Origin of the sequence: Phyllobacterium sp. UNC302MFCol5.2 (genome assembly GCF_000686005.1) — a bacterium.
Taxonomy (GTDB): Bacteria; Pseudomonadota; Alphaproteobacteria; order Rhizobiales; family Rhizobiaceae; genus Phyllobacterium; species Phyllobacterium pellucidum.
Genome location: NZ_JMLL01000010.1, coordinates 1,100,163 through 1,127,029, shown reverse-complemented (window position 1 = coordinate 1,127,029; position 26,867 = coordinate 1,100,163). Strand labels below are relative to the sequence as shown.

31 protein-coding genes and 1 tRNA gene are annotated in these 26,867 nt (G+C 58.4%); 20 read left to right on the top strand and 12 right to left on the bottom strand.

Annotated features, from left to right (window positions below):
* Positions 1-65: 65 nt before the first annotated feature.
* Positions 66-659 carry a hypothetical protein gene (locus tag BR48_RS0107400; RefSeq protein ID WP_027230704.1) on the top strand — a complete coding sequence of 198 codons (594 nt, stop codon included), beginning with the start codon at positions 66-68 and terminating at the stop codon, positions 657-659.
* Between the two features lie 201 nt (positions 660-860).
* Here BR48_RS0107400 and BR48_RS0107395 read toward each other — a convergent pair whose 3' ends face one another.
* Together BR48_RS0107395 and BR48_RS0107390 are read right to left on the bottom strand one after the other, a co-directional pair.
* On the bottom strand, positions 861-1,718 hold the full coding sequence (locus BR48_RS0107395; protein WP_027230703.1) for an HAD-IA family hydrolase: 858 nt from the start codon (positions 1,716-1,718) through the stop codon (positions 861-863).
* Positions 1,719-1,724: 6 nt separating this feature from the next.
* A complete protein-coding gene (locus BR48_RS0107390) occupies positions 1,725-2,420 on the bottom strand; it encodes a hypothetical protein (RefSeq protein WP_027230702.1) in 696 nt (231 codons plus the stop codon).
* A 221-nt stretch (positions 2,421-2,641) separates the two neighbouring features.
* Between BR48_RS0107390 and BR48_RS0107385 the strand changes: the two genes are divergently transcribed.
* From BR48_RS0107385 to BR48_RS0107370, 4 genes are all read left to right on the top strand, one after another.
* The gene (locus BR48_RS0107385; RefSeq protein WP_027230701.1) at positions 2,642-3,085 is read left to right on the top strand and encodes a hypothetical protein; all 444 of its coding nucleotides are present in this window, start codon (positions 2,642-2,644) and stop codon (positions 3,083-3,085) included.
* Between the two features lie 107 nt (positions 3,086-3,192).
* Positions 3,193-4,056 carry a hypothetical protein gene (locus BR48_RS0107380; RefSeq protein ID WP_155810825.1) on the top strand — a complete coding sequence of 288 codons (864 nt, stop codon included), beginning with the start codon at positions 3,193-3,195 and terminating at the stop codon, positions 4,054-4,056.
* Between the two features lie 78 nt (positions 4,057-4,134).
* On the top strand, positions 4,135-4,884 hold the full coding sequence (locus BR48_RS25780; RefSeq protein WP_081815788.1) for an HNH endonuclease signature motif containing protein: 750 nt from the start codon (positions 4,135-4,137) through the stop codon (positions 4,882-4,884).
* An 82-nt stretch (positions 4,885-4,966) separates the two neighbouring features.
* Complete coding sequence (locus BR48_RS0107370; RefSeq protein WP_027230699.1) at positions 4,967-5,581, top strand: DUF429 domain-containing protein; 615 nt, start codon at positions 4,967-4,969, stop codon at positions 5,579-5,581.
* A 151-nt stretch (positions 5,582-5,732) separates the two neighbouring features.
* On the opposite strand, the gene BR48_RS0107365 is transcribed toward BR48_RS0107370, so the two are convergent.
* Positions 5,733-5,823: transfer RNA gene (locus BR48_RS0107365), tRNA-Ser, on the bottom strand.
* Positions 5,824-6,189: 366 nt separating this feature from the next.
* On the opposite strand from BR48_RS0107365, the gene BR48_RS0107360 reads away from it, so the two are divergent.
* From BR48_RS0107360 to BR48_RS0107350, 3 genes are all read left to right on the top strand, one after another.
* The gene (locus tag BR48_RS0107360) at positions 6,190-6,513 is read left to right on the top strand and encodes a hypothetical protein (protein WP_027230698.1); all 324 of its coding nucleotides are present in this window, start codon (positions 6,190-6,192) and stop codon (positions 6,511-6,513) included.
* A gap of 190 nt (positions 6,514-6,703) precedes the next feature.
* Positions 6,704-7,699: a BMP family ABC transporter substrate-binding protein gene (locus tag BR48_RS0107355; RefSeq protein WP_027230697.1), complete on the top strand. Its 996-nt coding sequence runs from the start codon at positions 6,704-6,706 to the stop codon at positions 7,697-7,699.
* 91 nt (positions 7,700-7,790) lie between these two features.
* Entirely contained in the window at positions 7,791-8,432 is a 642-nt protein-coding gene (locus tag BR48_RS0107350) for a LysE family transporter (protein WP_027230696.1), read from the top strand.
* Positions 8,433-8,441: 9 nt separating this feature from the next.
* Here the strand turns inward: BR48_RS0107350 and BR48_RS0107345 are convergent, their stop codons facing one another.
* Complete coding sequence (locus tag BR48_RS0107345; RefSeq protein ID WP_027230695.1) at positions 8,442-8,657, bottom strand: SlyX family protein; 216 nt, start codon at positions 8,655-8,657, stop codon at positions 8,442-8,444.
* Positions 8,658-8,828: 171 nt separating this feature from the next.
* On the opposite strand from BR48_RS0107345, the gene BR48_RS0107340 reads away from it, so the two are divergent.
* From BR48_RS0107340 to deoA, 7 genes are read left to right on the top strand one after another with little or no spacing between them, the layout of a single operon-like run.
* Positions 8,829-10,361, top strand: a complete 1,533-nt coding sequence (locus tag BR48_RS0107340; protein WP_027230694.1) for an ABC transporter ATP-binding protein — start codon at positions 8,829-8,831, stop codon at positions 10,359-10,361.
* Positions 10,358-10,909 carry a cysteine hydrolase family protein gene (locus tag BR48_RS0107335; RefSeq protein WP_027230693.1) on the top strand — a complete coding sequence of 184 codons (552 nt, stop codon included), beginning with the start codon at positions 10,358-10,360 and terminating at the stop codon, positions 10,907-10,909. The genes BR48_RS0107340 and BR48_RS0107335 overlap by 4 nt, the downstream gene beginning before the upstream one ends.
* The gene (locus BR48_RS0107330; protein WP_027230692.1) at positions 10,906-12,051 is read left to right on the top strand and encodes an ABC transporter permease; all 1,146 of its coding nucleotides are present in this window, start codon (positions 10,906-10,908) and stop codon (positions 12,049-12,051) included. Before BR48_RS0107335 ends, BR48_RS0107330 begins: the two co-directional genes overlap by 4 nt.
* The gene (locus BR48_RS0107325) at positions 12,051-13,022 is read left to right on the top strand and encodes an ABC transporter permease (protein ID WP_027230691.1); all 972 of its coding nucleotides are present in this window, start codon (positions 12,051-12,053) and stop codon (positions 13,020-13,022) included. The genes BR48_RS0107330 and BR48_RS0107325 overlap by 1 nt, the downstream gene beginning before the upstream one ends.
* Positions 13,022-13,432: a cytidine deaminase gene (locus BR48_RS0107320; RefSeq protein WP_027230690.1), complete on the top strand. Its 411-nt coding sequence runs from the start codon at positions 13,022-13,024 to the stop codon at positions 13,430-13,432. Before BR48_RS0107325 ends, BR48_RS0107320 begins: the two co-directional genes overlap by 1 nt.
* Before the next feature lie 40 nt (positions 13,433-13,472).
* The gene (locus BR48_RS0107315; RefSeq protein WP_027230689.1) at positions 13,473-14,273 is read left to right on the top strand and encodes a purine-nucleoside phosphorylase; all 801 of its coding nucleotides are present in this window, start codon (positions 13,473-13,475) and stop codon (positions 14,271-14,273) included.
* 6 nt (positions 14,274-14,279) lie between these two features.
* A complete protein-coding gene (gene deoA / locus BR48_RS0107310) occupies positions 14,280-15,593 on the top strand; it encodes a thymidine phosphorylase (protein ID WP_027230688.1) in 1,314 nt (437 codons plus the stop codon).
* Positions 15,594-15,657: 64 nt separating this feature from the next.
* Here the strand turns inward: deoA and upp are convergent, their stop codons facing one another.
* Together upp and BR48_RS24095 are read right to left on the bottom strand one after the other, a co-directional pair.
* Entirely contained in the window at positions 15,658-16,284 is a 627-nt protein-coding gene (gene upp / locus BR48_RS0107305) for a uracil phosphoribosyltransferase (protein WP_027230687.1), read from the bottom strand.
* 32 nt (positions 16,285-16,316) lie between these two features.
* Positions 16,317-17,336 (bottom strand): adenosine deaminase, encoded by a 1,020-nt coding sequence (locus BR48_RS24095; RefSeq protein ID WP_051614666.1) that lies wholly within the window; start codon positions 17,334-17,336, stop codon positions 16,317-16,319.
* Positions 17,337-17,444: 108 nt separating this feature from the next.
* On the opposite strand from BR48_RS24095, the gene ubiE reads away from it, so the two are divergent.
* The 4 genes from ubiE to BR48_RS24090 all read left to right on the top strand — a co-directional run bounded on the left by ubiE (position 17,445) and on the right by BR48_RS24090 (position 21,856).
* On the top strand, positions 17,445-18,221 hold the full coding sequence (gene ubiE, locus BR48_RS0107295; RefSeq protein WP_027230686.1) for a bifunctional demethylmenaquinone methyltransferase/2-methoxy-6-polyprenyl-1,4-benzoquinol methylase UbiE: 777 nt from the start codon (positions 17,445-17,447) through the stop codon (positions 18,219-18,221).
* A gap of 7 nt (positions 18,222-18,228) precedes the next feature.
* Entirely contained in the window at positions 18,229-19,806 is a 1,578-nt protein-coding gene (gene ubiB, locus BR48_RS0107290; RefSeq protein WP_027230685.1) for a 2-polyprenylphenol 6-hydroxylase, read from the top strand.
* A 68-nt stretch (positions 19,807-19,874) separates the two neighbouring features.
* Positions 19,875-21,257, top strand: a complete 1,383-nt coding sequence (gene coaBC, locus BR48_RS0107285; protein ID WP_027230684.1) for a bifunctional phosphopantothenoylcysteine decarboxylase/phosphopantothenate--cysteine ligase CoaBC — start codon at positions 19,875-19,877, stop codon at positions 21,255-21,257.
* Between the two features lie 20 nt (positions 21,258-21,277).
* Complete coding sequence (locus BR48_RS24090) at positions 21,278-21,856, top strand: GNAT family N-acetyltransferase (RefSeq protein WP_051614664.1); 579 nt, start codon at positions 21,278-21,280, stop codon at positions 21,854-21,856.
* 16 nt (positions 21,857-21,872) lie between these two features.
* On the opposite strand, the gene BR48_RS0107275 is transcribed toward BR48_RS24090, so the two are convergent.
* From BR48_RS0107275 to dut, 6 genes are all read right to left on the bottom strand, one after another.
* The gene (locus BR48_RS0107275) at positions 21,873-22,415 is read right to left on the bottom strand and encodes an SRPBCC family protein (protein WP_027230683.1); all 543 of its coding nucleotides are present in this window, start codon (positions 22,413-22,415) and stop codon (positions 21,873-21,875) included.
* A 17-nt stretch (positions 22,416-22,432) separates the two neighbouring features.
* The gene (locus BR48_RS0107270; RefSeq protein ID WP_027230682.1) at positions 22,433-22,813 is read right to left on the bottom strand and encodes a metalloregulator ArsR/SmtB family transcription factor; all 381 of its coding nucleotides are present in this window, start codon (positions 22,811-22,813) and stop codon (positions 22,433-22,435) included.
* Positions 22,814-22,876: 63 nt separating this feature from the next.
* A complete protein-coding gene (locus BR48_RS0107265; RefSeq protein WP_027230681.1) occupies positions 22,877-23,881 on the bottom strand; it encodes a proline racemase family protein in 1,005 nt (334 codons plus the stop codon).
* A complete protein-coding gene (locus BR48_RS0107260; protein WP_027230680.1) occupies positions 23,881-24,537 on the bottom strand; it encodes an HAD-IA family hydrolase in 657 nt (218 codons plus the stop codon). Before BR48_RS0107260 ends, BR48_RS0107265 begins: the two co-directional genes overlap by 1 nt.
* The gene (locus BR48_RS0107255) at positions 24,538-25,356 is read right to left on the bottom strand and encodes an isocitrate lyase/phosphoenolpyruvate mutase family protein (RefSeq protein ID WP_027230679.1); all 819 of its coding nucleotides are present in this window, start codon (positions 25,354-25,356) and stop codon (positions 24,538-24,540) included.
* Between the two features lie 36 nt (positions 25,357-25,392).
* The gene (gene dut, locus BR48_RS0107250; RefSeq protein ID WP_027230678.1) at positions 25,393-25,878 is read right to left on the bottom strand and encodes a dUTP diphosphatase; all 486 of its coding nucleotides are present in this window, start codon (positions 25,876-25,878) and stop codon (positions 25,393-25,395) included.
* A 163-nt stretch (positions 25,879-26,041) separates the two neighbouring features.
* Between dut and BR48_RS0107245 the strand changes: the two genes are divergently transcribed.
* Positions 26,042-26,851 carry a class II glutamine amidotransferase gene (locus tag BR48_RS0107245; RefSeq protein ID WP_027230677.1) on the top strand — a complete coding sequence of 270 codons (810 nt, stop codon included), beginning with the start codon at positions 26,042-26,044 and terminating at the stop codon, positions 26,849-26,851.
* The last annotated feature ends 16 nt before the right edge of the window (positions 26,852-26,867 follow it).

Below are 26,867 nucleotides of genomic sequence, written 5' to 3'. Positions count from 1 at the left end.
CAGCCAGCGCGACCAAAAGCCGCTGTTACTATGCCCGTCACATTCCCTCCAGAGGACAACGGCATATGGCGGATCAGCACCAGCAGAATTTAGGAAACGAACAGGACCTGAACAACGCAATCGGAGGGGCTATCGCGTGGTGGAACCAGCTTGAGGACAATCTGGGCCATGTGTTTTGCGCAACGTTCGGCGGGATTAACCACCCCGTTGCAAGGAATGCGTACCTTGCGGCGGGTAATTTCACCCCTCGCTTTAACATGGTACATGCCGCCATGCTGTCGGCGCGTCTGGATAAAGCCAATTTGGACAAATGGGATGCGTTGTACAAGCGTATCAAAGACAAGTCTCAAATCCGCAATAAGCTGATCCACTTTTCGCGGGTCGCGATCCCCGACAAGGCGGGCAACCACGTCAGCTACGTCGTTCCGAACTTCTGGAAGCTTGAGGAGTTCGGCAAGGCAATGGCCGGAAAGGGTGTGCGCTGGAACTGGGTGCAGATCAACAAGTTTGGCCAAGAGTTCGGAAAGATTGCCGTGGAGTTGGTCATCTTCGCGGGCGAGATTGAGGACTATGTGTGCGAACATCCGATTGAGTTCTACCCGGGAACGCCCAAGGGAATGCAGGAGAGGCTAGACAAGCAGGCGCAGGCCCAGGGATAGGAAAAAGCGGCGGAAGCAGCGCTAAGGGATGTACCCATGAACTTCCGCCGAGGTTTTGCCCGGGCTTTTGGGAATTGGGCGGGCAAGTAATGGCGGGGCTGTTGCATTCCAGCGTTGGGCCGATAGGAGTTTAGGGATCATTGGCGCGCGGTGACTACCACGTCCAGGAATTCCCCTAATTATTGGCTCAAGTTAGCCCTATTAGTCTGAGAGCGCGTTCATCACCTCCGCAAATGAGTTCTCCGCGATATAGTCCGGTGAAATGGATGAAACCTCGATGGCCAATGTTTTTTCGCGTCTTATGTCCTCGTCTGTCCAGTGGGACACCCGCACAAGACGTTGATAGTCGGTCTCGTTATGGTTGGTTCCGTATTTGGCCCATATTGCGTAGACATTCGCTCTCTTCGCCATGAGGACATCGCGGCTCATGCTGTCGCCAACGTAAGCAGTATCCTTTGGAGAAACCCCTTCTCGAGCGCATATCTCCAGTAAAACACGTTCGTTGGGCTTTCGTTGATGGTGGGATAGCTCGATGACCTTATCCATAGGGAAATTCGAGAGGTAGTCCCATGCACCGTCACCGCTAGGGTGTAAGGAATTGGATCGCTCACGACAATAAATGTGGTTGAAGTACTCCACCAATTCTAGCCGTGATAACCGATCAACTACTGCGTACAGCTTACTTTCGGTGTGAGCTACCAAGGTGACGTTGTTTTGTCGAAGAGCGTCTAGCGTCTCGCGCACCTCCGCATAGAGCGCGAGACTTCGCTTACGCCTCGAATTAAAGGCATGAAGCGCGGGGTCCAGAATTTGTGCGATTTCGGCTCTCGACTTCTCCGGGAAAATAGTGGCAATCGCTTTCGTTTCTAGTACCGCAAACGGATGCTCTGCATCGTGGTGCGTTCGATGGACCTCGCGAAAATCATCGAGAAGTAGTTCGCGGTCACAATTCGTGATCCTGACTACCTCATCAGCCAACGCGTAAAATGCGTCAACAAAGTATGCGACCCAATCGTATAACGTATTATCAAGATCGCAGATGAGAAGCTTTTTACGCATTGTTCGCTACTTCGCTTGGGAAGGCCCTGTAGGCAGAACAATGTCACCATCGGTAGGCTTCTCGTTGGTGGATTGATCCAGAATTACTCGAGCTGAAACTTTGCTGGATGGTTGCGCAAAATTATTTATCAAAAACAGACCAAGAGCGGCAATAACGAGGAACAACGTAGTGACATTGTAAAACCATATTATCTTTTTTTCGGCCGTCAGTGAACTGGAGCCACAATAGACGTACTTAGGGCCGTCCTTGTTCACTGACGCGTCGTCAAACCTGCTGAAGTGCGAAATGGCCTGTGTCATGCCCTTGTTCAGGTTAAAAATTTTGCTCATATAATTCTTCTCGAAATCCTCTCCGAATGTGACTGCGCCGCGAAGCATGCGATGATACACATTGAGATCGAGAACGCGCACACCGAATATCGCCGCCGTCGCGGCCAAAATCAGTAAAACGCCAACGTGTATCTTCCAATTGAAGAAGGATAGCGCAAAGTCGTCGCCTCTCGCCACCATGACCACTGCGACGCCGAGAGCGGCCGCTACGAACGTCAGCCCCAATTGGCGCGATTTCCCAGACATTTCGTTGAAATGCATCTGCGTTTCTACGGCTTTCTTCCATATCTCTATATAACGATCTTTGTCCTCTGAACTGATATCGCCCGGCGCTTCAGCCGAATTCTCACTTGCGGATTTAACTGTTTCCATAGCTTCCCCAATTCTTTCCAAAGGCTCTGCATAATACGCGGACAGTTAGCCCAGCCATATCTTCACAGAGAGCATAAGCGATCAGATCACCCGCTGGTTAAATCATGATGTAGAATTTATCTCCGTATGCGATAATGACACCATTGGTTCAGGTACGCGTTTGTTCAATAGCGAAAGAGCAACCGTCTATCCCCAATCGACCTCTCATTGTATCTTCGGACATGTCCGCACTTTCAAACCTCAGATGGGAGGCATTCGCTCAGGACGTTGTTCGGGGCGGCCCGGCCTCGCGTGCCTACAGCAACGTCTACCGCGCTACTGGCAATGCCGCCGAAGTGAATGCCGCAAAACTGCTCAGAAATGCTCAGGTTGTGCAGAGAGTGGCAGAATTGCAGATCGAGGTGCAAGCCAGAACCATGGTCACTGTCGAAGGCCTGACCCACGACCTGTTCGAGATCAAACGACAAGCAATGGCTGACGGGAAATATGCAGCAGCTACCGCAGCGTTGGCCTTAATTGCGAAAATCCACGGTCTCCTGATCGACCGAGCCGAGCAGGTGGTTATGCACCGGCCAGCACCATTACCGACGCAGCTGCTCGAGTTATCCGAGGAAGAATGGCGCGCACAGTTCGCCTCGATAAGTCAATCGAAGGCCGACTGCTAGATATGCGATGTACGACGGTTGCAACTAGACCCGTTAATTGTTTTCCAACAACTCCACGACATTGTGTCCGCATCGAGCAACAATCTAAAGCAACCTCGGGCTAGCAAGTGATTGATTTTGAAGAGAAAACATATGAAAACTATTTCAACTGCGAACTTCACCAACGCACAAACATGTCGTTTTCTCCGGGTCAAGTTGCAGAAAAAGTTCTCGGATTTGACGCTGCGTTTGATCTGCCCTGGCCGTACTTTGAGCTATTGTTTGGTTATCCTCTGCCCGGGCTTTTGGGCGGAACACCAGGTATAACGCTGCGCGAAGTGGACGATTTTGCCCAACACATAGGCAAGCATCTACCCGATTTCAGGTTGAATTTCTTCCTGCAATACAAGAGGCCAAATTTTATCGCTGGATCAAGAGGGAAGTACCGAAGCCACTGGTTGCGTCCTTACTTCGAGTATAAAATATTAGCGCATCAACAATCCGCACTTGCAGGCCTACACAGTGTCGCAGCGGGACGTGCTGCAGTCGTATATGCATCACCCGCTTTCGCAACTAACTCCGAATTGTTTACGTTCGCCAAGGCAAAGGCGATCATTGACCAAAGCAATTTGGTGTCGGTTGAGCGCCTCAACAATCATCTGCGATATACCTATGCGGAGAAAGGAATGCTCGGAACAGCTTTTTCGGAGCCTGAAGACATCTCCAGCCCCGGAATTGACGCGATTTTCAACGAACGGTTCACTCAAGAGCCAATGAAGTTTTACGATCACATTATCGCCACGGCTCAAGCCATTAAAATCGCAATGGAGAATGAAGAGGCCCGAGATACGATGAACCTTGCTAGGGGGGCGATTATCTCGGCATCGTCGTTGTCGCCCGAAGAACTTCAAGCTTCGCGTTTCATGGATGCACACATCACCATTCGAGCATTTTGCGACAGCCTCGGGGTGGTATTTCACCCGGTCGCATAATTCCGACGCCACATTCATAACCCCCCACTCATAACCGTAATAAACTAAGTTCGAGTGTGAGCGTAGACGGAGGAAACTTTGGCAGAAACAGAAAAACTAGGCGATTGGACGGACGCGGAGCTTCTTGCCTGCGTGATTGCTTATCGCGAAATGCAGATGGGTGAAGAGGGTGGACAGAAAATCAACAAGACTGAAAAGCGAAATTCAGTTTTGCAAGATGCTTTGTCCTCTCGGTCTAGCGGCGCTTATGAATTTCGCATGGCCAATATATCTGCCGTCTTGGAGAGATTGGGGCTGCCGATCCTGATTGGCTATCAGCCACGACGAAATGTTGGCACCCGCGTTACCTCGCGGCTACTGCCAATGATTAATTTGGTTTGGCAGCGTCAAGATGTCCCGGAACTCCCAACTGCAAACGCGGAAAACCTGCAGACGCGCGTTATGTCGGCACGCAAGAAGATTAAGGTCGATCCGGCCTCTCCGCCGCCCAGCAGTCCTTCCAGCGGTACCAAGACTGAAAATATCACGACCCGTTTCATTCGCGATCCTAACGTGATTGCCTGGGTCTTAGTGAAAGCAGGAGGCATATGCGAAGCATGCGGCACACCCGCACCATTTGTTCGCGAAGACGGTGAACCATATCTAGAGGTTCATCATGTCCGACCGCTAGCTGAGGGGGGACCAGATGGCGCAGATAATGCTGTTGCAGCATGCCCAACCTGTCATCGACGGTTTCATCACGGCGCTGATAAGGATAGTTATCGCAAGGCAACGGTACGCAGAGTTGGCAGGTTGGTGAACTATCCGAAAATTAGTTTGACTAGCTGATGTTCAACGAACGTCGAGGGGATCGATCTTCGCTTCGTCTAATGTACTAGTGTCAACTGTGTTCGGGCTTCTGAAAGCGAAAATGATTGTTCTTGGTTTTGATCCGGGGGGCGCCAAGGGCTTTGGTTGCTGCATCCTTAGAGCGTCATCCTTCTCAACCGCAACGGTAAGCACCATCGCCGAGGCCATGAATTGGGCGATTTCCGAATGTGGCAAAGAGGAACCCGCCATAGCGGGCATCGATACATTACTGCACTGGAGCGATGGTCCTTCTGGCTGGCGCAATGCCGATCTGTACCTAAAGCAAACACATCCCGGCGCTAATTCGAGTGTCATGTCACCCAATTCGCTGTTTGGAGCCATGGCCGTCGGCGGCGTAGGCTTGGCGATCCGCTTGCGGGAGCAGTGGCCGCGAATGCTCCTCACTGAAACCCATCCAAAAGTCTTGTTTCATGCCCTCTACGGCTCAAGCTACTCTAAATCACAGGTTGCGCTGGCAATGGATTGGTTTATCGGAAAAACGGCTTTGTCAAACGGCGTGATCAAAAACGAGCATGAGCTGGATGCACTAATTTCGGCGTGGGCGGCGCGGGAAGGCATGGCCAACAAGTGGAATGATCTATGCTTACCTCGAACGGCGGACATGATCTTCCCTGCTGGTGCCGTTTCTTACTTCTGGCCAACGCGCGGAGGATGATCCCCTTTTGCAAGAACGCTACCGCTCGTTCGGGAATTGTCTGTCAGCGCAAAGTAGCGAACAGCTCGCAGTCAAGGTGCAGGAAAAGGTGCAGAGCGAAATGATCCCTCGGCTGAAAGTGATTAATAGTCAAATAGTTGACAAATTTTAATGGCGGAGAGAGCGGGATTCGAACCCGCGTTACGCTTTTGACGTAAACACACTTTCCAGGCGTGCGCCTTCAACCACTCGGCCACCTCTCCGCAGAACGTCCGGCATCTGCCAGGCGGGTCGATAATATCGGCCGCAAATGCCGGCCGTGAGCACCGTCAAACCACCGGTCACTCTTTTTTGAAGCATGCACGACGCTGTCGATGGTTAGCCGACAGCGACCCCGTGCGGCGCGCAATATAGTCAGAACAGGCACTTGTTCAACACCTATTTCAGTTTTATCTCGCTTTGCCGCAATTTCTCAAATTTGACGCTGATTTTACTGGGAGTTTTCGCGAAAATTTCATCACGTGCCGTCAAAATGCCGGTAAGGTCGCGTTCATTCGTGTCCTCTTATGATCGCCGGCGATGCCTGTCGGCCCGATCGCGATCAGGCCGCAAGATTCTGGAGTGGTTGAGTGATCCGTGCGTTTCTAAGGCTGCTTGCCTATATTTCCCTGAGCCTGGCGATTATCGCCGCAGTCCTGGACGCTGCCCGTTCCGTCGGGGCGTCGCGTCTGGTCATGACGTCGCTGCGCGACAGCTGGCAGTCCTTCTCGCCTTCAACCCTCGTCCCAGCCGAAGACTATATCCGCTCGCATCTCTATCCCATGCTATGGGATCCCCTGATGCTCTGGATGTTCGAAACGCCGACCTTCATCATCTTCGCGGCGCTGGCTTTTGTGCTTTACACGCTCGGCCACCGGCGCGAGCAGCGGGCAGGGCGCTTTGCAGCCCGCTGATCCGATCTAACCAACTGACATAACTCGATATTTGCGCAATATTTGACCGGTCAGCAAAATTCCGCGTGAATTTTGCCTGCGGGCATGCCAGATTGAATTTTGGGGCGGGGGCCATCGTGGGTTGCCGCCACGATTTCGAGGATCGACGGCAGGTTGGTTCTTTCAACAAAAATCCAGAGGGTTGGTTCAAATGAAGCGCATTCTTCTCGGTCTCATGGCCGCTACAGCATTGTCAGTCTCGGCTTTTGCCGCCGATGACAAGCCGGCCGTGATCTATGATCTGGGCGGCAAGTTCGACAAATCATTCAACGAGGCCGCGTTCAACGGCGCCGAGAAGTACAAGACGGACTCGGGCGTCAAATATCGCGAGTTCGAAATCCAGAACGAGGCACAGCGCGAACAGGCCCTGCGCAAGTTTGCTTCTGACGGCAACTCGCCGATCGTCATCGCCGGTTTCTCAGCCGCAGCCGCGATCGAAAAGGTCGCAACGGAATTTCCTGATACCAAGTTCGTCATCATCGATGCGGTCGTCGAGAAGCCCAATGTTCGCTCCGTCGTCTTCAACGACAATGAGGGCTCCTACCTCGTCGGCGTGATCGCCGCCAAGGCTTCGAAGACCGGGACGGTCAGCTTCATCGGCGGCATGGACGTTCCGCTCATCCGCAATTTCGCCTGCGGCTATGTCGGCGGTGTCAAGGCCACGAACCCGGATGCAAAGGTCATCCAGAACATGACCGGTGATACCCCGGCTGCATGGAACGATCCGGCCAAGGGCGGCGAAATCGCCAAGTCACAGATCGACCAGGGCTCGGATGTGGTCTTTGCTGCCGCTGGCGGCACCGGCATCGGTGTGCTGCAGGCCGCCGCTGATGCGGACAAGCTCGCAATTGGTGTCGATTCCAACCAGAACGGCCTGCATCCGGGCAAAGTATTGACGTCGATGATGAAGCGCGTCGACGTTGCAACCTATAATGCCTTCAAGGACGGCGCTGACGGCAAATTCACCGCGGGTGTCAATGTCCTTGGTGTCAAGGAAGGCGGCGTCGATTATGCGGCGGATGAAAACAACGCCAAGCTTTTGACCGATGACGTCAAGACGGCGGTTGAGGCGGCCAAGGCCGATATCATCTCCGGCAAGATCAAGGTTCACAACTACAACACGGACAATGCCTGCCCCTACAAGTAAGCGTTAATCCATAGCACTTGAGAAGCCGCCGATAGTGACATCCGGCGGCTTCGTCGTTAGTACTGGGCGCATTCAAACCAAGGAGCTCGCCGTGACTGCTTTTGCCGTACTCCTCAGCATTCTCGCCGCCATCGCCATCGGCGCAATGAGCCCGGGCCCCAGTTTTGTCCTCGTCTCGCGCATTTCCGTCGCATCATCGCGAAGCCATGGGCTCGCATCGGCGCTCGGCATGGGGGTCGGGGGCGCGTTCTTTGCGGCGCTCGCCGTCCTTGGACTAACTGCGCTGCTGCTCAAGTTCGAATGGCTTTACGTGGTATTGAAGCTTCTCGGTGGGGCCTATCTTGTCTACCTTGCCATCAAGATTTGGCGCGGCGCATCCGAACCGCTCGCTGTGCCGGGTCCGAGCGGCGAGGGCAGAGGTCTTTCCGTGCGGCGGGCATTTCTCGTCGGCCTTTTCACCCAGCTCAGCAATCCGAAGACGTCGATCGTCTATGCCAGCATCTTTGCCGCTCTCATGCCGCAATCGCCGCCTCTCTGGCTGCTTCTCGCACTTCCGCCCATGCTCTTTTGCGTCGAGGCCGGATGGTACACGATCGTGGCACTCGCCTTTTCGGGTACGCGCGCCCGCCTCGTCTATATGCGCTTGAAACGCTGGATCGACCGCGGCGCCGGCGCGGTCATGGGCGCCCTCGGCGTGAAGCTGATGGCGGAAGCGATCAAGGCCAAAGCCTGATTGTCCATCTCAATAATGCGGTGGTTTGGTAATTGGGATATCCGGTGTCGCCTGTTCTTCGAGAACAAGGAAGCGGTCGGTCAACGCCCCGAGCTGGCGGCGCATGGCTTCGATTGTCTTCCACTGCTCGGTGATCTGGCCGGAAAGTTCCTCAATGGTCTTCTCCTGCTCGGTGACGATAATCTCGAGGCGCGTCAAACGATCTGGCCGGTCTTCCGTCGTCATTGCTCGTCTCCATTGCCGTGCGGTTTACTCTCTAGGCGGTGGGCGATCCCGGTGCAAGGCGCGTCGCCCGATGGCTGTTGAATCTTGCGTTCTTGACTGGAAAGAAAAAAATCCCGTGTTAGGGTCGAAACGCGAAAAGACGATAAAAGCTGCGAAACAGCGGATGGGGATATGGCCGAACCGGCAATCGAACTTGTTGGAATTGATAAGCGCTTTGGTGCCGTGCACGCCAATCGCGACATCCATATGCTTGTCGAAAAGGGCACGATCCACGGCATTATCGGCGAGAACGGCGCCGGCAAATCGACGCTGATGTCGATTCTCTATGGTTTTTACCAGGCTGACAGCGGCGAGATCCGCATTAACGGCGTGCCGGTGAAGATTCCCGATCCGAATGCCGCCATCGGCCTTGGTATCGGCATGGTGCATCAACATTTCATGCTGGTCGAGAACTTTACGGTCCTCGAAAATGTCATGCTCGGCGTCGAGGGCGCGCCGCTCCTGAAGAACGGCATTGCCAAGGCAAGGGCGGAACTGAAGCGGCTCGAGCGCGAATACCAGCTCGATGTCGATCCGGACGCGCTGATCGAGGAACTGCCCGTTGGCTTGCAGCAGCGGGTGGAAATTTTGAAGGCGCTCTATCGCGGCGCGGAAATTCTGGTTCTGGACGAGCCGACTGGGGTTCTGACGCCGCCCGAGGCGGATCACCTTTTTCGCATTCTCGAACAATTGAAGGATCAGGGCAAAACCATCGTGCTCATCACGCACAAGCTGCGCGAGATCATGGCGGTGACCGACAATGTGTCGGTCATGCGCCAGGGCTCCGTCGTGGCAACGCGAAAGACCGACGAGACGACGGTGGAGGAGCTCGCTGAACTGATGGTTGGCCGCCGCGTGCTCCTGCGCGTCAAGAAGGGCGAGGCAAAGCCGGGCGAGATCAAGCTCTCGGTCGAGCACCTCACCGTGCGCGACAGCCGCGGCGTCGTCATGGTGGACGACGCATCCTTCACCGTACGCGCCGGCGAGATCGTCGGCATTGCCGGTGTCGCCGGCAACGGCCAGTCGCAGCTTATCGAAACCATCGCCGGGATTCGAACGGCAATTTCGGGCCGCGTGCTACTCGACGGCCAGGTCATCGATATCACCGGCGCCGCCGACCCTGGCGAACTGCGCGATCGCGGCCTCGCGCATGTGCCGGAAGACCGACACCACATGGGTCTCGTCCTTGCCTTTGAGGAATATGAAAACTCGATCCTCGGCTACCATGACGACCCGCTTTATCTTCGCGGACCGTTTCTCGATATCGAGGCGATCCAGGCGGACGCGCGCAAGAAGATCGAGAAATACGATATCCGTCCCGGCGATCCGCGCCTGAAGACGGCGAACTTCTCCGGCGGCAACCAGCAGAAGATTGTGCTTGCGCGTGAGATGGAGCGCGATCCCGGTGTGCTCATTATCGGCCAGCCGACGCGCGGCGTCGATGTCGGGGCCATCGAATTCATCCACAAGCGCATCATCGAAATGCGCGACGCCGGCAAGGCGGTGCTTCTTGTTTCCGTCGAGCTTGACGAGATACGCTCCCTCTCGGACCGCATTCTTGTCATGTTCGCCGGCCGTATCGTCGGCGAAAGGGATTCCGATGCCAGCGAAGGCGAGCTCGGACTGTTGATGGCGGGTGTCGAAGCGAAGGAAGCAGCCGAATGACGACCCAGGCACTCCTCATCATCGACGTTCAAAAAGCGATTGATGATCCGAAATGGGGCCGGCGCGGCCAACCCGGTGCGGAGGCAGCGATAGCACGTTTGCTCGCCGCCTGGCGCGAGCGACGTTTGCCGGTCATCCACATCCGCCACGATTCCACCGATCCGCAATCCCCCTACCGGCCCGGCACTGACGGCAATGACTTCAAGCCGGAAGCCGAACCGCAATTGGGCGAGCCCGTCGTCGACAAACGCACCAACAATGCCTTCATCGGCACCGATCTGATGGATGTGCTGGACGAATTGCAGGTCCGCAGCCTGGTCATTGCCGGCGTGCTTCTCGAAAACTCTGTCGATGCCACGGTGCGCATGGCCAGCAATCTCGGGTTCGAGGTGACGATCCCCGAGGATGCGGTCGCAAGCATCGACCGCAAGGATCGGAGCGGCAAGCTATGGAGCGCCGAAGACGTGCATGCGCTGTCACTGGCCATTCTCGATGGCGAATATGCCCGCATTTCAATGACTGACGCGATCATCGAGACCTTGCCATGAGCCAGCCCTTCGCCAAATTGCCTGCCTGGGCCGATTACGGGCTTCTGCCGCTGATCAATCTGATCGTTGCATTTCTTGTGGCAGGCCTCGTTGTGATGCTTGTCGGCGAAAGCCCGATCGACGCAGCGGTTCTGATGGTAAAGGGCGCCTTCGGCTCCGGCGACGGTGTCGGCTACACGCTCTACTACGCCACCAACTTCATCTTTACCGGGCTTTGCGTCGCAGTCGCGTTTCATTGCGGCCTCTTCAATATCGGCGGCGAGGGCCAGGCCTATATTGGCGGGCTGGGCGTGACCATTGTTGGTCTTGGACTTGGCAATTCCCTGCCCTGGTGGCTGGTATTTCCTCTGGCGATCCTCGCCTCGGCACTGGTCGGCGCTCTCTGGGCCCTTATCCCGGCATGGCTGCAGGCAAAGCGCGGCTCACATGTCGTCATCACCACGATCATGTTCAACTTCATTGCCGCCAGCATCATGGTCTACCTTCTGGTCGGCGTTCTGAAGCCGCTCGGCAGCCAGGCTCCTGAAACCCGCGTCTTCGGCGACGGCGGCCAATTGCCGGGCCTCGGCTGGCTGCTCAATATCATCGGCCTCGAGATGCGCTCGGCCCCTCTCAACATCAGTTTCCTGCTCGCGCTTCTGGCCGCCTTCCTGGTCTGGCTGCTGATCTGGCGCACCAAGCTCGGCTATGAAATTCGCACCATGGGCTTCAGCCCGAAGGCGGCCCGCTATGCAGGCATCAGCGAGTTGCGGATCATCATTATCACCATGATGATTTCCGGCGCCCTCGCCGGGATGATGGCGCTGAACCCTATCATGGGCGCCCAGCACCGCATGCAGCTCGATTTCGTGCAAGGCGCGGGTTTCGTCGGCATCGCCGTCGCGCTGATGGGACGTTCCCATCCGGTCGGCATCGTGCTCGCGGCAATTCTCTTCGGTATGCTCTATCAGGGCGGCGCGGAAATCGCCTTCGACATGCCCAATATCTCGCGCGACATGATCGTCATCATCCAGGGTCTCGTCATTCTTTTTGCCGGTGCGCTCGAGCATATGTTCCGCCCCTCGTTGCAGCGCATTTTCCAGCGCGTGGGCCGGGTGAAGCGGGAGACTGCATCGGTGGTTACAGCTGGGGGCGGGCAATAATGGATTTTCTGATCACCCTGCTGCAGCTCTTTGATTCAACGATCCGCCTCTCTGTGCCGCTGCTGCTCGCCTGTCTGGCGGGTCTCTATTCCGAGCGATCAGGGATCTTCGATATCGGGCTTGAGGGCAAGATGCTGGCCGGAGCCTTTGCGGCCGGCACGGTTGCGGCCTGGTACGGCTCCGCCTGGGCGGGTCTTCTCGCTGCTGTCCTCGTATCCGTCGCGCTCGGTCTTGTGCATGGTTTTGCCTCGATCACCCATCGCGGCAACCAGATTGTCTCGGGCGTTGCCATCAACTTCATCGCGGCGGGAACCACCGTCATCCTCGGACAGGCATGGTTCAGCCAGGGCGGGCGCACGCCGTCCCTGCCGAATACGGCACGTTTCAATCCGATCAATCTTCCGGGCGCCGAGGCAATGCGAGGTGTCCCGATCATCGGCCCGATCTATTACGAACTGATCTCGGGTCATTCGATCCTGGTCTATCTCGCCTTCTTGCTCGTCCCGTTCACCTGGTGGGTGCTTTACCGCACGCGATTCGGCCTGCGTTTGCGTGCCGTGGGCGAAAACCCGGCGGCGGTCGATACCGCGGGCGTATCGGTGCCCTGGCTGCGCTATCGTGCCGTCATCTGCTGCGGCGTGCTTTGCGGCGTTGCCGGTGCCTATCTTGCCACCGCCCAGGGCGCCGGCTTCGTCAAGGACATGACAGCCGGCAAGGGCTACATAGCGCTTGCGGCATTGATCTTCGCCAAATGGCGTCCGGTGCAGGCAATGTTCGCTTGCCTGCTCTTCGGCTTTCTCGATGCCGTTGCCATTCGCATGCAGGGCCATCCCATGCCCCTGATCGGCGAGGTGCCCGTGCAATTGATGCAGGCGCTTCCCTATATTTTGACCATCGTGCTGCTCGCCGGCTTTATCGGCAAGGCGATCCCGCCCAAGGCCGGGGGCGTTGCCTACGTGAAAGAAAGATGATGACCAACAGCAAGGACCTTTTCGACGCGGCCTATGCCGCGATGCAGAAGACGCATTCGCCCTATTCGCAGTTTCCGGTTGGCGCCGCGATTCGCACCAGCGACGGGCGCATTTATTCGGGTTGCAATATCGAGGTTGTCTCCTATCCGGAAGGCTGGTGCGCCGAAACGACGGCGCTCTCACACTTCGTCATGGGCGGCGGCGGCACGATCACCGAAATCGCTGTCGTCGCCGAGAAGAAGGCGAAATGCACCCCCTGTGGGGGCTGCCGCCAGCGGCTAGCGGAATTTGCCGGCCCCGATGTGCTGCTCCACCTTTGCGACAATGACGGGATTGTCGAGACCTTGACGATGAAGGAGATTTTCCCCTTCGGCTTTGAAGCGGAAGTCCTCGGAGGAGCAAAGGGATGATGAACATCCATCACGTTGCTCTCGCCCCTGTGGGTGCCGCATGATCGCACCTGCAACCGGCGCTCTCATCAAGAAGCTCAATGGCCTTGCGCCGCGCGTGGCACTGGTGCTCGGTTCGGGGCTTGGCTCGTTGGTCGATGCCGTCGAAAATCCGGTCCGTATCCCCTATGCCGACCTGCCGGGCTTCCCGCATAGCGGCGTCTCCGGCCATGCCGGAGAAGTCGTTGCCGGTTATTTGTCCGGCAAGCCGGTCCTTATGCTAGCTGGGCGATCGCATTACTACGAGAAGGGCGATGCATCGGTCATGCGCCCGGTAATTGCAGCGCTTGCGGACCTCGGCATCGAGATGTTGATCCTCACCAATGCCGCAGGTTCGGTGCGCCACGATATTGCGCCGGGCAGCGTCATGCTGATCGACGATCACATCAACTATTCGGGGCTCAATCCGCTGATCGGCGAACCCTCGGATCAACGCTTTGTCGGCATGACCACCGCCTATGACCAGAAGCTCAGGGACGCCATCATCCTTGCCGCCAGCGAGGCGGGAGAGAAGATCACCTCCGGCGTCTATATGTGGTTTTCCGGCCCATCCTTCGAAACGCCGGCCGAAATTCGCATGGCCCGCACGCTCGGCGCCGATGCGGTCGGCATGTCGACAGTGCCCGAAGTCATTCTCGCCCGGTTCTTCGGCCTGCGCGTTGCGGCCTGCTCGGTCGTCACCAATTACGGTGCCGGCATGACCGGCGCTGAACTCTCGCACGAGGAAACCAAGGACATCGCACCGATGGGTGGCGCGCGCCTGCAGAAGATTATCCGGGTGCTGATCCGGGAGATTGGCTGACCCATGCTGTTGCCCCAGGAAATCATTCGCCGCAAGCGCGATGGCGAGACACTCGACGCCGCCGACATCACCGCTTTCGTCAATGCCATGAGTTCGGGCTCAATCACCGAGGGCCAGGTCGCTGCATTCGCCATGGCCGTTTTCTTCAACGGCATGAAGCGCGACGAAGCTGTGGCGTTGACCCTCGCCATGCGCGATTCCGGCGATATCCTCGATTGGTCCGATTTGCCCGGACCCGCCGTCGACAAGCACTCCACCGGCGGCGTCGGCGACAATGTCTCGCTGATGCTGGCGCCGATTGCTGCGGCCTGCGGCGCCTATGTGCCGATGATCTCCGGCCGTGGGCTTGGTCACACGGGCGGCACTCTCGACAAGATGGATGCGATCCCCGGTTATCGCAGCCAGCCGGACAATGCCTTGTTTCGCCGGGTGGTGCACAGCGTGGGCTGCGCCATCATTGGCCAGACGGCAAACCTGGCGCCCGCCGACAAGCGCTTTTATTCGATCCGCGACGTCACCGCGACGGTGGAATCGATCCCGCTGATCACCGCCTCGATCCTATCGAAGAAACTGTCGGCTGGGCTCAACGCGCTGGTGCTGGACGTCAAGGCTGGCAATGGTGCGTTCATGGCGAAGACCCGCGACGCCGTCGCTCTCGCGGAAAGCATCGTGGGGGTGGCGCAGGGCGCCGGGCTCATGACGACGGCGTTGCTCACCGATATGAACGAGCCGCTGGCTCTCGCGGCCGGAAATGCCGTTGAGGTCAAGATTGCCGTCGATTTCCTGACCGGCGACAAGCGCGACAGCAGGCTTGAGGATGTGACCCTTGCGCTTGCCGCCGAAATGCTGGTTTCGGGCAAACTGGCTGCCAACCACAAGCTGGCAATGGAGAAGGCCCGCGAAGCGCTTCACAGCGGCAAGGCGGCGGAGATCTTCGGGCGCATGGTGGCTGCCCTCGGCGGTCCAACCGATTTGATGGCGCGGCCCCGCCACTATTTGCCGGTTGCGCCCATTACCCGTGAAGTGAAAGCGCCGGCCCTGGGCTTCGTCTCGTCAATCGATACGCGCGGCATCGGCGTCGCTGTGGTCGCGCTCGGTGGCGGGCGCATCCGCCCCCAGGATCCCATCGACCATGCCGTCGGCATCACCGACCTGCAGCCGATTGGTGCCAGAATGGAAGCGGGCGAGCCGATTGCATTGGTCCATGCGCGCAGCGACGACGATGCGGCAGCAGGCGTTCGCGCCATCGAGCAGGCGTTCAGCTTTTCGGAACGCAAGCCACGCACCGTAAGCCCAGTCCTGCGGCGCGTCGGTGGTTAAGCACCAAACTTTCAGAAGTTTGTGATCTCACGTCCCCCTTGCAGGGGCGAGGTTCCCCGGAAGGCTATTTCGTCCCGTACATGCGATCGCCGGCATCGCCGAGACCCGGCACGATATAGCCCTTTTCGTTCAAATGATCGTCGATCGCCGCGGTAAAGACCTGCACGTCGGGATGCGCCGTAGTGAAGCGCTCGATACCTTCGGGGGCCGCGAGGAGGCACAGGAAGCGGATGTTGCTCGCGCCGCGGTCCTTCAGCTTCTGAATCGCGGCAATGGCGGAGTTTGCCGTTGCGAGCATCGGATCGACGACAATAATAAGCCGGTTAACGATGTCTTCCGGCGCTTTGAAGTAATATTCGACCGGCTGCAGCGTTTCGTGATCGCGGTAGAGCCCGATATGCGCAACGCGCGCCGCCGGGACCAGATCGAGCATGCCTTCGAGAAGGCCGTTGCCGGCGCGCAGGATGGAGGCGAAGACCAGTTTCTTGCCCTCGATCACCGGCGCATCCATCTCGGCCAGCGGCGTCTGGATCTTGATCGTGGTCAATTGCAGGTCGCGCGTCACTTCATAGCAGAGCAGCAGGGAAATTTCCTTCAGGAGCCGCCGGAAGCCGGCGGTCGAGGTATCCTTGTCGCGCATGATGGTTAGCTTGTGCTGGACAAGCGGATGAGAAACGAGCGTCACGCCCATGGAAATCCCCTTCACTCTTTTACGCGGCGATCTTAGCCTTTCGGCGCCGGTCCCGCAAAGATCTCAACCGAAGCGCGCACAGTTTTGTCCGCTGCGAGACGTTGGATCAATGAACGCCTCGTATCCTCGTCGATGAATGCCGCCTTGAGGGCCGTCTCGGTCACGGCGACGAGGCCCGCCTCGTCATAGCCAAAATTGTTGGCCGCGATGGCATATTCGCGGGTAAGATCCGTATGGAAATAGGGCGGATCGTCGGCATTGAGCGTTACCGGGACGCCGGCGCGAGCCAGCGCCGGCAAGGGATGAGCGGCAAAGTCAGGATAGACGCCGAGCGCGATGTTCGATCCCGGGCAGCATTCAAGGACGATCTGCTCGGCGGCAAGGCGCTTGACGAGGTCCGGATTCTCGATGGCCCGCACTCCATGGCCGATGCGCGTGGGCTTGATGGCATCGAGCGCGGCGGCCACGCTTTCCCAGCCGCAAAGCTCGCCCGCATGCACTGTTATGCCGAGACCTGCGTCGCGAGCGAGATTGAACGCGGCGGCAAAATCACCCGGGCGATGCATGCGTTCGTCTCCGGCCATGCCGAAGCCGGTGACCAGAGGATGCGGGTTCTCCACAATATAGCGGGCCGCCGCCAATACGGCTTCGGGACCCTTGTGGCGCAGGCCCGTCGCGATCAGGCGCCCCTCAATTCCGGTTGCTGCCTTAGCGCGGCTCGTGCCCTCGGCAAGGCCCTCGATGTAGGCGCGCGGATCGAGACCGGCGCTGATCGCGTGATCAGTGGAAATGAACACTTCGGAATAGATGCAATCCTGCCGGCTAAGCGCTAAAAGGTAATCTTCGGCGAGGTCGGCATAGTCTTCTTCCGTGCGAAAAAGCATGGATGCCTGGTCATAGGCATGAAGGAAAGACGTGAAATCGTCCCAAACGAATTTCTCGTCCTGAATGAAGCCGGAAACATCGACGCCGTATTTTGCCGCCTTCCGCTGCACCAGCGGCACGGATGCGGCGCCTTCTATATGGCAGTGCAACTCAGCTTTCAGAACCATCAAGCCACCCGACAACAAACGCGTCGCTTCATCGCGCAAGAGGACAATAGCGTTGCGCGAACTAATCTTCTATGGTTCGCCGCAAATAGAGTAGATCAGGTAATCGAGATGAGCCAGCAACGCACCGGCGCCCATGGCGGCATGGAAACTTCATTCGGGTTTCAGGACGTCAGCGACGGCGAAAAGCAGTCGCGTGTCAACGATGTATTTCACCGCGTTGCCAAGCGCTACGACGTGATGAACGATCTCATGTCGGGCGGCATGCACCGGGTCTGGAAGGACTCGATGATTACCTGGCTGTCGCCTTCGCGCACGGCCAACTGGAAAGTCCTTGACGTTGCCGGCGGTACCGGAGACATCGCGTTCCGGATCGTGGAAGCCTCCGGCCGCAACGCACATGCAACCGTGCTCGACATCAATGGTTCCATGCTCGGCGTCGGGCGCGACCGCGCCGTGAAGAAGGGCCTCGCGGAAAATCTCGAATTTGTCGAAGCCAATGCCGAAGAGCTTCCCTTTGCCGATGCGAGCTTCGATGCCTATACGATTGCGTTCGGTATCCGCAACGTTCCGCATATCGATCGTGCCCTGGCCGAAGCCTTCCGTGTCTTGAAGCCGGGCGGGCGCTTCATGTGCCTTGAGTTTTCCGAGGTGGAACTGCCGATCCTCGACAAGGTCTATGATGCCTGGTCGTTCAACGCCATCCCGAAGATCGGCAAGGCGGTGACCGGCGATGCCGACAGCTACCAGTATCTTGTCGAATCGATCCGCAAGTTTCCGCGCCAGGCCGATTTCGGCGAAATGATCCGCAAGGCAGGATTTGAGCGCGTTACCTGGCGCAATTTCACCGGTGGAGTGGCCGCCCTGCATTCCGGCTGGAAGTTGTGAATTCTGAATGAGTAAGCTAGCAGCGACATTCCGCCTGATGCGGGCCGGATGGATCATGACGCGTGAAGGCGTGATTTCCGCATTGCCCGCGGACGGCCTCAGCGGTCTTCCCGCCTTTGGCCATCGCGTCGCCGGCCTTCTGGCGCGCCGGCGCGCCATGACCGCGCGTCGTTCGGAGCGCATGTCACGGGCCATCAATAAGCTCGGACCATCCTACGTAAAGCTCGGGCAATTTCTGGCCACGCGTCCCGATGTGGTCGGCACGGAAGTTGCAGACGATCTGGCGTTGCTGCAGGACCAGCTGGATTTCTTTCCGATGGAAGCCTCGGTCAAGGCCATCGAAGGTTCACTCGGCCGGAGGCTCGACGATCTTTATGTAAGCTTTGACGCACCAATAGCGGCGGCATCGATTGCGCAGGTGCATCCCGCCTATGTCAACGTTGCTGGCGCGGTTGAGAAGGTGGCGGTCAAGGTGGTACGACCGGGCGTGCGGCAGCGCTTCAACAACGATCTTGAGAGCTTTTTCCTGGTCGCGCAGTGGCAGGAACGCTACGTGCCGGCGACGCGCCGCCTGCGGCCCATCGAAGTCACCCGCACGCTCGCCCAGACCACGCGCATAGAGATGGACCTGCGTCTCGAAGCAGCGGCGCTTTCGGAGATCGGCGAGAACACCAAGGATGATCCCGGCTTTCGCGTGCCGAAGGTTGACTGGGAGCGGACAGGCCGGGATGTGCTGACGCTCGAATGGATCGACGGCATCAAGATGTCGGATATCGAGGGGCTGCGGGCGGCCGGTCACAATCTGATCGGCCTCGCTGAAACGCTGATCCAGTCCTTCCTGCGCCACACGCTGCGCGACGGCTTCTTTCATGCCGACATGCATCCGGGAAACCTTTTCGTCGATGACGAAGGCCATATCGTCGCCGTGGATTTCGGCATTACCGGCCGGCTCGGCAAGAAGGAACGGCGGTTTCTCGCCGAAATTCTCTATGGCTTCATCACCCGCGATTATGCCCGCGTCGCCGAAGTTCATTTTGAGGCCGGCTACGTCCCGCACCACCATGACGTTGCGAGCTTCGCTCAGGCGATCCGCGCCATTGGCGAGCCGATACACGGCCAGCCGGCCGAAACGATCTCCATGGCGAAGCTCTTGACCTTGCTCTTCGAGGTTACAGAACTCTTCGACATGGAAACCCGTCCAGAACTCGTCATGTTGCAGAAAACAATGGTGGTGGTGGAGGGCGTTTCGCGCACACTCGACCCGCATTTCAACATGTGGAAGGCGTCGGAGCCGGTTGTCGGAGGCTGGATAAGACAGAATCTCGGGCCGCAAGGCATCCTTATCGATGCGCGGGACGGCGCCCACGCGATCCTGCACCTTGCCCGGCAGGCGCCGGATCTGGTGGCGCGTGCCGATCGCCTTTCGCGCGAGTTCGATACGATGGCGGCAAACGGCCTTCGCTTTGACGAGCAGACCGCCAAGGCAATCGGCAAGGCCGAAGCGCGTCACACGCGATCTGGGAGAATCGCGCTTTGGGTGATTGCACTGTGCTTTGTTTTGATCACCTATAAGCTCTTTGCTTGAGCTTTTACCGCGTTTTGTGCTAGCAATGATTGCATATTTTATCCATGCGACCCAATGAGTGCAATCAAATGGCCAGTATTACCATTCGCAATCTGGATGATTCCATCAAGGAAAGATTGCGGGTGCGCGCCGCAGCCCATGGCCGTTCCATGGAAGAGGAGGCACGGATCATCCTCGGCGAGCTGGTGGAGCACGTCCCCCCGCCAGTGGCTGCGGAGACGCCGATCCAGCGTGGTTCGCTTTCGGGCCGGCGAATCCTGCTCATCATCGGCGGTGGTATTGCCGCTTATAAATGCCTTGATCTGATCCGTCGGCTTCGGGAACGTGGTGCACGCGTCCGGCCGGTGCTTACCAAGGCGGCGGAGGAATTTGTCACCCCGCTTGCTATCGGCGCGCTTGCCGCCGACAAGGTTTTCACCGAGCTTTTTTCGCGCGAGGACGAATACGATGTCGGTCATATCCGCCTGTCACGTGAGGCGGACCTTATTGTGGTCGCGCCTGCAACCGCGGATCTCATGGCGAAGATGGCCAATGGTCTGGCAAATGATCTGGCGTCGGCTGTGCTGATGGCGACCGACAAACGCGTGCTGATTGCGCCGGCGATGAACCCGAAGATGTGGGACCATCCGGCAACCAGGCGCAACCGCGCAACCCTCGCAAAAGACGGCATCCAATTTGTCGGACCCGGGACAGGAGAAATGGCGGAAAGCGGCGAGAGCGGCGCTGGACGCATGGCCGAACCGCTGGAAATCGTGGCTGCAATCGAGAAATTGCTGGACAGGAGGCCGAACCCGCTCGCCGGCAAGACGATTATCATGACGTCGGGTCCGACGCATGAGCCCATCGATCCCGTTCGCTACATCGCCAACCGGTCTTCGGGCAAGCAGGGCCACGCCATAGCCGCGGCGCTTGCGCGGCTTGGAGCCACCGTGCGTCTGGTCTCCGGTCCCGTCGCCATTCCGGATCCGGAAGGCGTCAGCGTCGTTCATGTCGAATCGGCGCGTGAAATGCGCGATGCGGTTGAGCAGTTTTTGCCTGCCGATGCGGCGGTCATGGTTGCGGCAGTTGCCGATTGGCGCACGGCGAACGAGGCAGGCGAAAAGATCAAGAAGAAGCCTGGTGAAACCGCGCCGGCGCTGCAGATGGTCGAGAACCCCGACATTCTTGCCGGCATTGGTCATAGCAAGTTGCGACCGCGCCTCGTCGTCGGATTTGCCGCTGAAACGCAGGATTTGCTGACCAATGCGCGCGTGAAGCTTGACAAGAAGGGCGCGGACTGGATCGTCGCCAATGATGTCAGCCACGAAACCGGCGTCATGGGCGGCGACCGCAATGCTGTGCGCATTGTCACCCGCACGGGCGTCGAAGAATGGCCCGACATGAGCAAGGATGAAGTCGCCGAACGGCTGGCCGCAAAGATCGCAGCAGCGTTGCAAACGGTGGAAGTCTAGACAGACGAAAGTAAATTCCCATGGCCATCGAAGTTCCCATCCTCGAAACCGATCGTATCATCCTGCGCGCGCACCGCAGCGAGGATTTCGACGCAGTGCATGCCATGTGGCAGCATCCGGCGATCTACGAACAGATCACGGGCAAGCCATCGACCCGCGAGCAATCCTGGGCGCGGCTTCTGCGCTATGGCGGGCTGTGGAACATGATCGGTTTTGGCTTCTGGGCCATGGAAGACAAGGCGAGCGGGGAATTCATCGGTGAGATGGGCTATGCCGATTTCAGGCGCGAGATTACCCCCGGTTTCGGCGACGCACCGGAAATGGGCTGGGTTCTCGCGCCCAACGCACACGGCAAGGGCTATGCGAGCGAAGCGCTGTCACGCGTCGTGGCGTGGGGCGACACGTTCTTTCAGCAGGAGTGCGCGGTCTGCATCATTTCACCGAAAAATACTGGCTCTCAGCGGCTCGCGGCGAAGAATGGATTTGTGAAGGTTCTGGAGACGACCTATACCGACGAGCCCGTCATCCTTCTGGAGCGCAAGTTCCAGTTTGTGAATGGAGCAGAAACCGGCCTGTCACCGGCTCCTGCGGCCACGTAAGTCGTAGGTAACGCAATTAATCTTTGATGACCTGGCTGTATTCGTCGCGAACGCGCTGGTAATTGCTCCAGAAACCGGCTGGTACTTTGCCCTCAAGGTGGTCGATCAGGACACCGAGATGTGCGTGCCATCCGCTTGCGACGCTTACCATCGAATCGGTGCTGGCGAGGCGCGTATGCGTAAGTTTAAGAAGCGTATCGCTGCCACTTGCCGAAAGTTCGAACGTCACTTCAGAATCCTGGCCACCATCGGGCCAGGTGATGACAAGCAGATGCGGCGGCTCATAGCGCAGCACCTTGCTCTCAAAGCCCGAGCCTTCATATTTCTGAAATTCTGCCGGCGTCTTTTCGTCCGACAAATGCGAATGTTGGAAGGTCAGCTTGACCGGCCCGCCGACAAAGTCGGCCATGGGCCCGCTCGCCAGCCATTTGGCGCGCTTGTCGGATTCGGTAAGATAGGCCCAAACTCGCTCCACCGGTCCGGGTAGCAGGCGTTCGAGGCGAAGCGTTCGCGGTGCGGTGACAACGCCGAGACGATCATTTCCAATATGCTGGTCCATTTCGTTCTCCTTTGATTTCAAGGTTTTGCCGGTCTGGTCGGCCTTGGTCCAGTTGCTCCCGCCGATGTGCGATCTTCGTCGCGAAGCAGCTTTTCGAGATCGTCGAGGCGCGTCGTCCAGAACCGCTCGTAATGCCGCAGCCATTCCTGCGCTTCGGCGAGCCGCGCCGCCTGAAGCTCGCATATATGGGTGCGCCCCCGGACATTGCGGCGCACGAGCCCGGCCGATTCCAACACGCGGATATGTTTCGACGCTCCGGCCAGCGACATGTTGAATGGCGTGGCGAGCTCGCTGACCGTGTGTTCGCCATTTGAAAGCCGGTGCAGCATTGCCCGCCGTGTTGGATCGGAAAGAGCGTGGAATATTGCGTCGAGATGGGGTGTCTGAAATTCAACCATACGGTTTAATATCAGCGCAGAAAATAATAGTCAACCATTTGGTTCAATAATATTGGTGCTTCGTTAAAGAACGAGGAATCCTTGTCCGAGCGGATCGTCCGCCTCGACAAGGAATTCGGCCTTGCCGCTGTAATAGGCGTGGCCGGAGACGCGAGCGGTGATGGCATCGAAATTGCCCGCCTTTGTCTGCGAGGCGACAAACCCGGCAAAGCGCGATCCGACGATGCTTTCGAAGATGCGTGCATTGCCCTCGCGGATCTGACCCTTGGCGTGCATGGCGGCAAGCCGGGCCGTCACGCCCGAACCCGTGGGCGAGCGATCGAGCTGCGCATCGGCAAAGATGCAGACATTCTTCGTCGGCGCCTCATTCCACATGTCGTTGCCGTCGGTAAGGATCGAGCCATAAAGAAAAGCAAGGTCCTTGTGATCGGGATGATCGAGCGGGACGGCTTCTTTAACAGCTTCGGTCAAGGCGGTCGCCGCATCGATGAACCTGCGTGCCGGGTCGCGTCCGAATTCGAGGCCGAACTGGGTCGCATCGGCAAGCGCGTAAAACGCGCCGCCATAGGCGACGTCGAATTTTACGGGTCCGAAGGCCGCTAGGTCCACCTCCTGGTCGGCGGCAAAAAGGAAGGCCGGAACGCTTTCGAAGGAAACCCCGCCGGACTTGCCGTCGTTTACTTCTACGGAAGCAACCACCATGCCGCAGGGACATTCGATATGGACGGTCGTCACCGGTTCGACCTTGGGCACCAGGCCGTAATCGACAGCATAGCGGCCGAGCGCGATGATCGCGTGGCCGCACATGGTTGAATAGCCCTCATTGTGCATGAACAGGACCGCAAGGTCCGCCCCCGGCAGGTTTGGTTCCACGAGAACAGCGCCATACATGTCGAAGTGACCGCGCGGTTCGAAAATAAGGATCTTGCGCAAATTGTCGTAGCTATCGCGGACCTGGGCGCGCTTTTCGAGGATGGTGCTCTTCGGCAAGGCGGGATAGCCCGACGTCACGATCCGCAAGGGTTCGCCGCCGGTGTGCATGTCGATGACTTTGAGGAGGTCCGCCATCAGGCAATCCCCAGGAGCGCAGGCAATTTTCGCATATCGTCAAAGAGAATGCCGCCAGCCGCCGCCAGCCCCTCATGGTCGGCATGCTCGTCGCCGCAATAGGAGAATACCCGCATGCCCGCCGCCGTGCCGGCGGTGGTCCCCGCGACACTGTCTTCGATCACGACCGCGCGGCCGGGTTCGACACCCATTTCGCTCGCGGCATGCAGGAAGAGATCGGGGAAAGGTTTGCCGCGCGCCACCATGGAGGCGCTGTAGAGGACGTCTGCGAAATGCGCGATCAGCCCGCTCTTGCCGAGCGTGAGGTGCATCTTTTCGACATTGGCGGATGAGGCGACACAGTAGGAAAGGTCGGCCTTCTTGACGGCGGTTATCACGGTTTCAATATGCGGGATGGCTTCGACGCCCGCTTCGAAGATGATCGGCATGGCTCCGTACCAGCGATCGACGAAATCATCGCCGAGAAGATGGCCTTCGGCTTCAACCCTGTCCTTGACTGCGCGCATTGGCATGCCGCACAGGTTCTTGCGCGCTTCCTCGAAAGTAATGCCATAGCCGCAAGCGTTGAGCATTTTAACGAGGTGTCGGTTTGCAAGCGTTTCTGTATCGACCAGAACCCCGTCACAGTCGAAAATCACCAGATCGGGGCGCGTCATTCAGTTGTCCTTGTCCATGCCTTGAGAGAAGAGCCCCTGCAGGTCGCCAAATGGCACCCCCGCTTGCGAGAAACCGAATGTGCCCTTGTCGAGAACTTCGCGCACGGCATCCCGGATCGCGGTGAAGGCGGCAGTCGTCAGGCGCGGTCCGAGCGATATGCGCCGCACGCCGATGGATGCGAGTTCGCTGACCGACAAGGGTGCCGGGGCAAGCACGCTCACCGGCTTCGAGACGGATTTGCATATCGTTTCTATGCTTTCACGGTCGGAAATGCCCGGCGCGAAGAGCACGTCGGCGCCGGCCGCTTCGAATGCCTGTAGCCGCCTGATCGTATCGTCGAGATCGTTGCGCCCGTGCAGGAAGTTTTCGGCCCGCGCGGTGAAGACGAAATCACCCTTCAGGGCGCGCGCGGCTTCCGCGGCGGCGGCCACACGTTCGACCGCATGGGAAAACTCGTAGATCGGCTGTGCCGGATCGCCGGAAAAATCTTCGAGCGAGCAACCGGCGAGCCCTGCGGCCTCCGCCGCAAATATGGTTTCTCCAGCGCTGTCGGCACTGTCGCCCTTGCCTTTTTCAAGGTCGCCGGAAATGGGCAGGTCAGTTGCCGCCACGAGATCGCGGCAATGCTGCATCATCACATCGAAGGTGATCCCCCCATCGGGGAGGCCGCGCGAGAAGGCGAACCCGGCGCTGCTGGTCGCCAGCGCCTTGAATCCCATGGAGGCAAGGAATTTAGCGGTTCCCGGATCCCATGGATTGGGCATGATGAAGGTCTCGGGACTTTCATGCAGCTGACGGAAAACCAAACCCTTGTCCATACCGGCCTCCAATTGGACGCTGAGAGTCTCGTCCTGTTATGATGTTCCCGTTGATCCGAAGCCGCCGGCACCCCGTGCCGTCTCGCTGGCATGTTGCCGCTCTTCGATCGCAAGCTGCACCACCGGCGCCACGACGACCTGCGCGATGCGCATGCCGCGCTCCACATAGAAGTCGTCTTCGCCGAGGTTGATCAGGATTACTTTTACCTCACCACGATAGTCGGAATCAATCGTCCCCGGGGTGTTGAGACAGGTAATTCCATGCTTGAGGGCAAGACCCGATCGCGGGCGCACCTGCGCCTCGAAGCCCTGCGGTACCTCGAAGATCAGCCCGGTCGGCACCAGCGCCCTGCGCCCCGGCAAGAGCAGGAGCGGACGATCGGCCGGAACCGCTGCGCGCAGATCCATTCCCGCAGATCCCGACGTTTCATAGGCGGGCAGGTCTATATCCTGACCGTGCGGCAGCCTGACCAGGCCGAGAGCAGGATTTCTTGGGCGAACGGAATCGTTTTCTTGGGACATGAGAGACCTTTTTCACCAGTGGGCGGCACGCGTCAACTCACAAGATTTGCAGCATCCATCCTTTGCACACAATCCCCTTCTACCGAGCTACTCCAATCGATGCGATTCACAATGGCGCAATTGCAGGCTATTGTGAGCCCACTTGCTCTTAACCAGGTGATTCATGTGTCGTTGGGCAGCCTATCTTGGACCGCAGCTCTATCTTGAAGATGTCATCGCTTCTCCCTGCCACTCCCTGATCGCACAGAGCCATGATGCGCACGAAGCCAAGACCCGCACCAATGGCGACGGTTTCGGTATTGCCTGGTATGGCGAACGCGACGAGCCAGGCCTCTACCGCGACATCCTTCCAGCCTGGTCGGACCAGAACCTGAAAAGCCTGTCGCGGCAGATCCGCTCGCACCTTTTCCTCGCCCACGTGCGTGCCTCGACCGGCGGGGCGACGAGCCGCGCCAATTGCCATCCCTTCGTGTCGGGTCGATGGAGCTTCATGCACAATGGCCAGATCGGCCATTTCGATAAGCTTCGGCGCGGGTTGGAGGCGCGTCTCGACGATGGCCTCTATGCGCAAAAGCTGGGTTCCACGGATTCGGAACTGATCTTCCTGCTCATGCTGCAACACGGTCTCGACGATGACGCCCCGACGGCCCTGACGGGCACGGTCAATGCCATCACTGCCGAAGCCGAGCGGGCGGGCGTGCCTGCCTTCATTCGACTGACGGCAGCCTTTTCCGACGGCCGGCAGCTTTACGCCGTGCGCTATGCCACGGACCGCTTCGCTCCTTCGCTCTATACTGCGAGCCTTGCGCCGAGCGCCGGGCTCTGCATTGTCTCCGAGCCGCTCGACGGTGAGGCCGGCAACTGGATGCCGGTGCCACCCAACAGTTTTGTGACTGTGCGAAACACGAAACGCATCGCCATCGAGCCATTCATGGCCGAGGAAGCGGCAGCAAGGCGTGTCGAGGTCGTATAGCGCCAAGGCAGGAGAG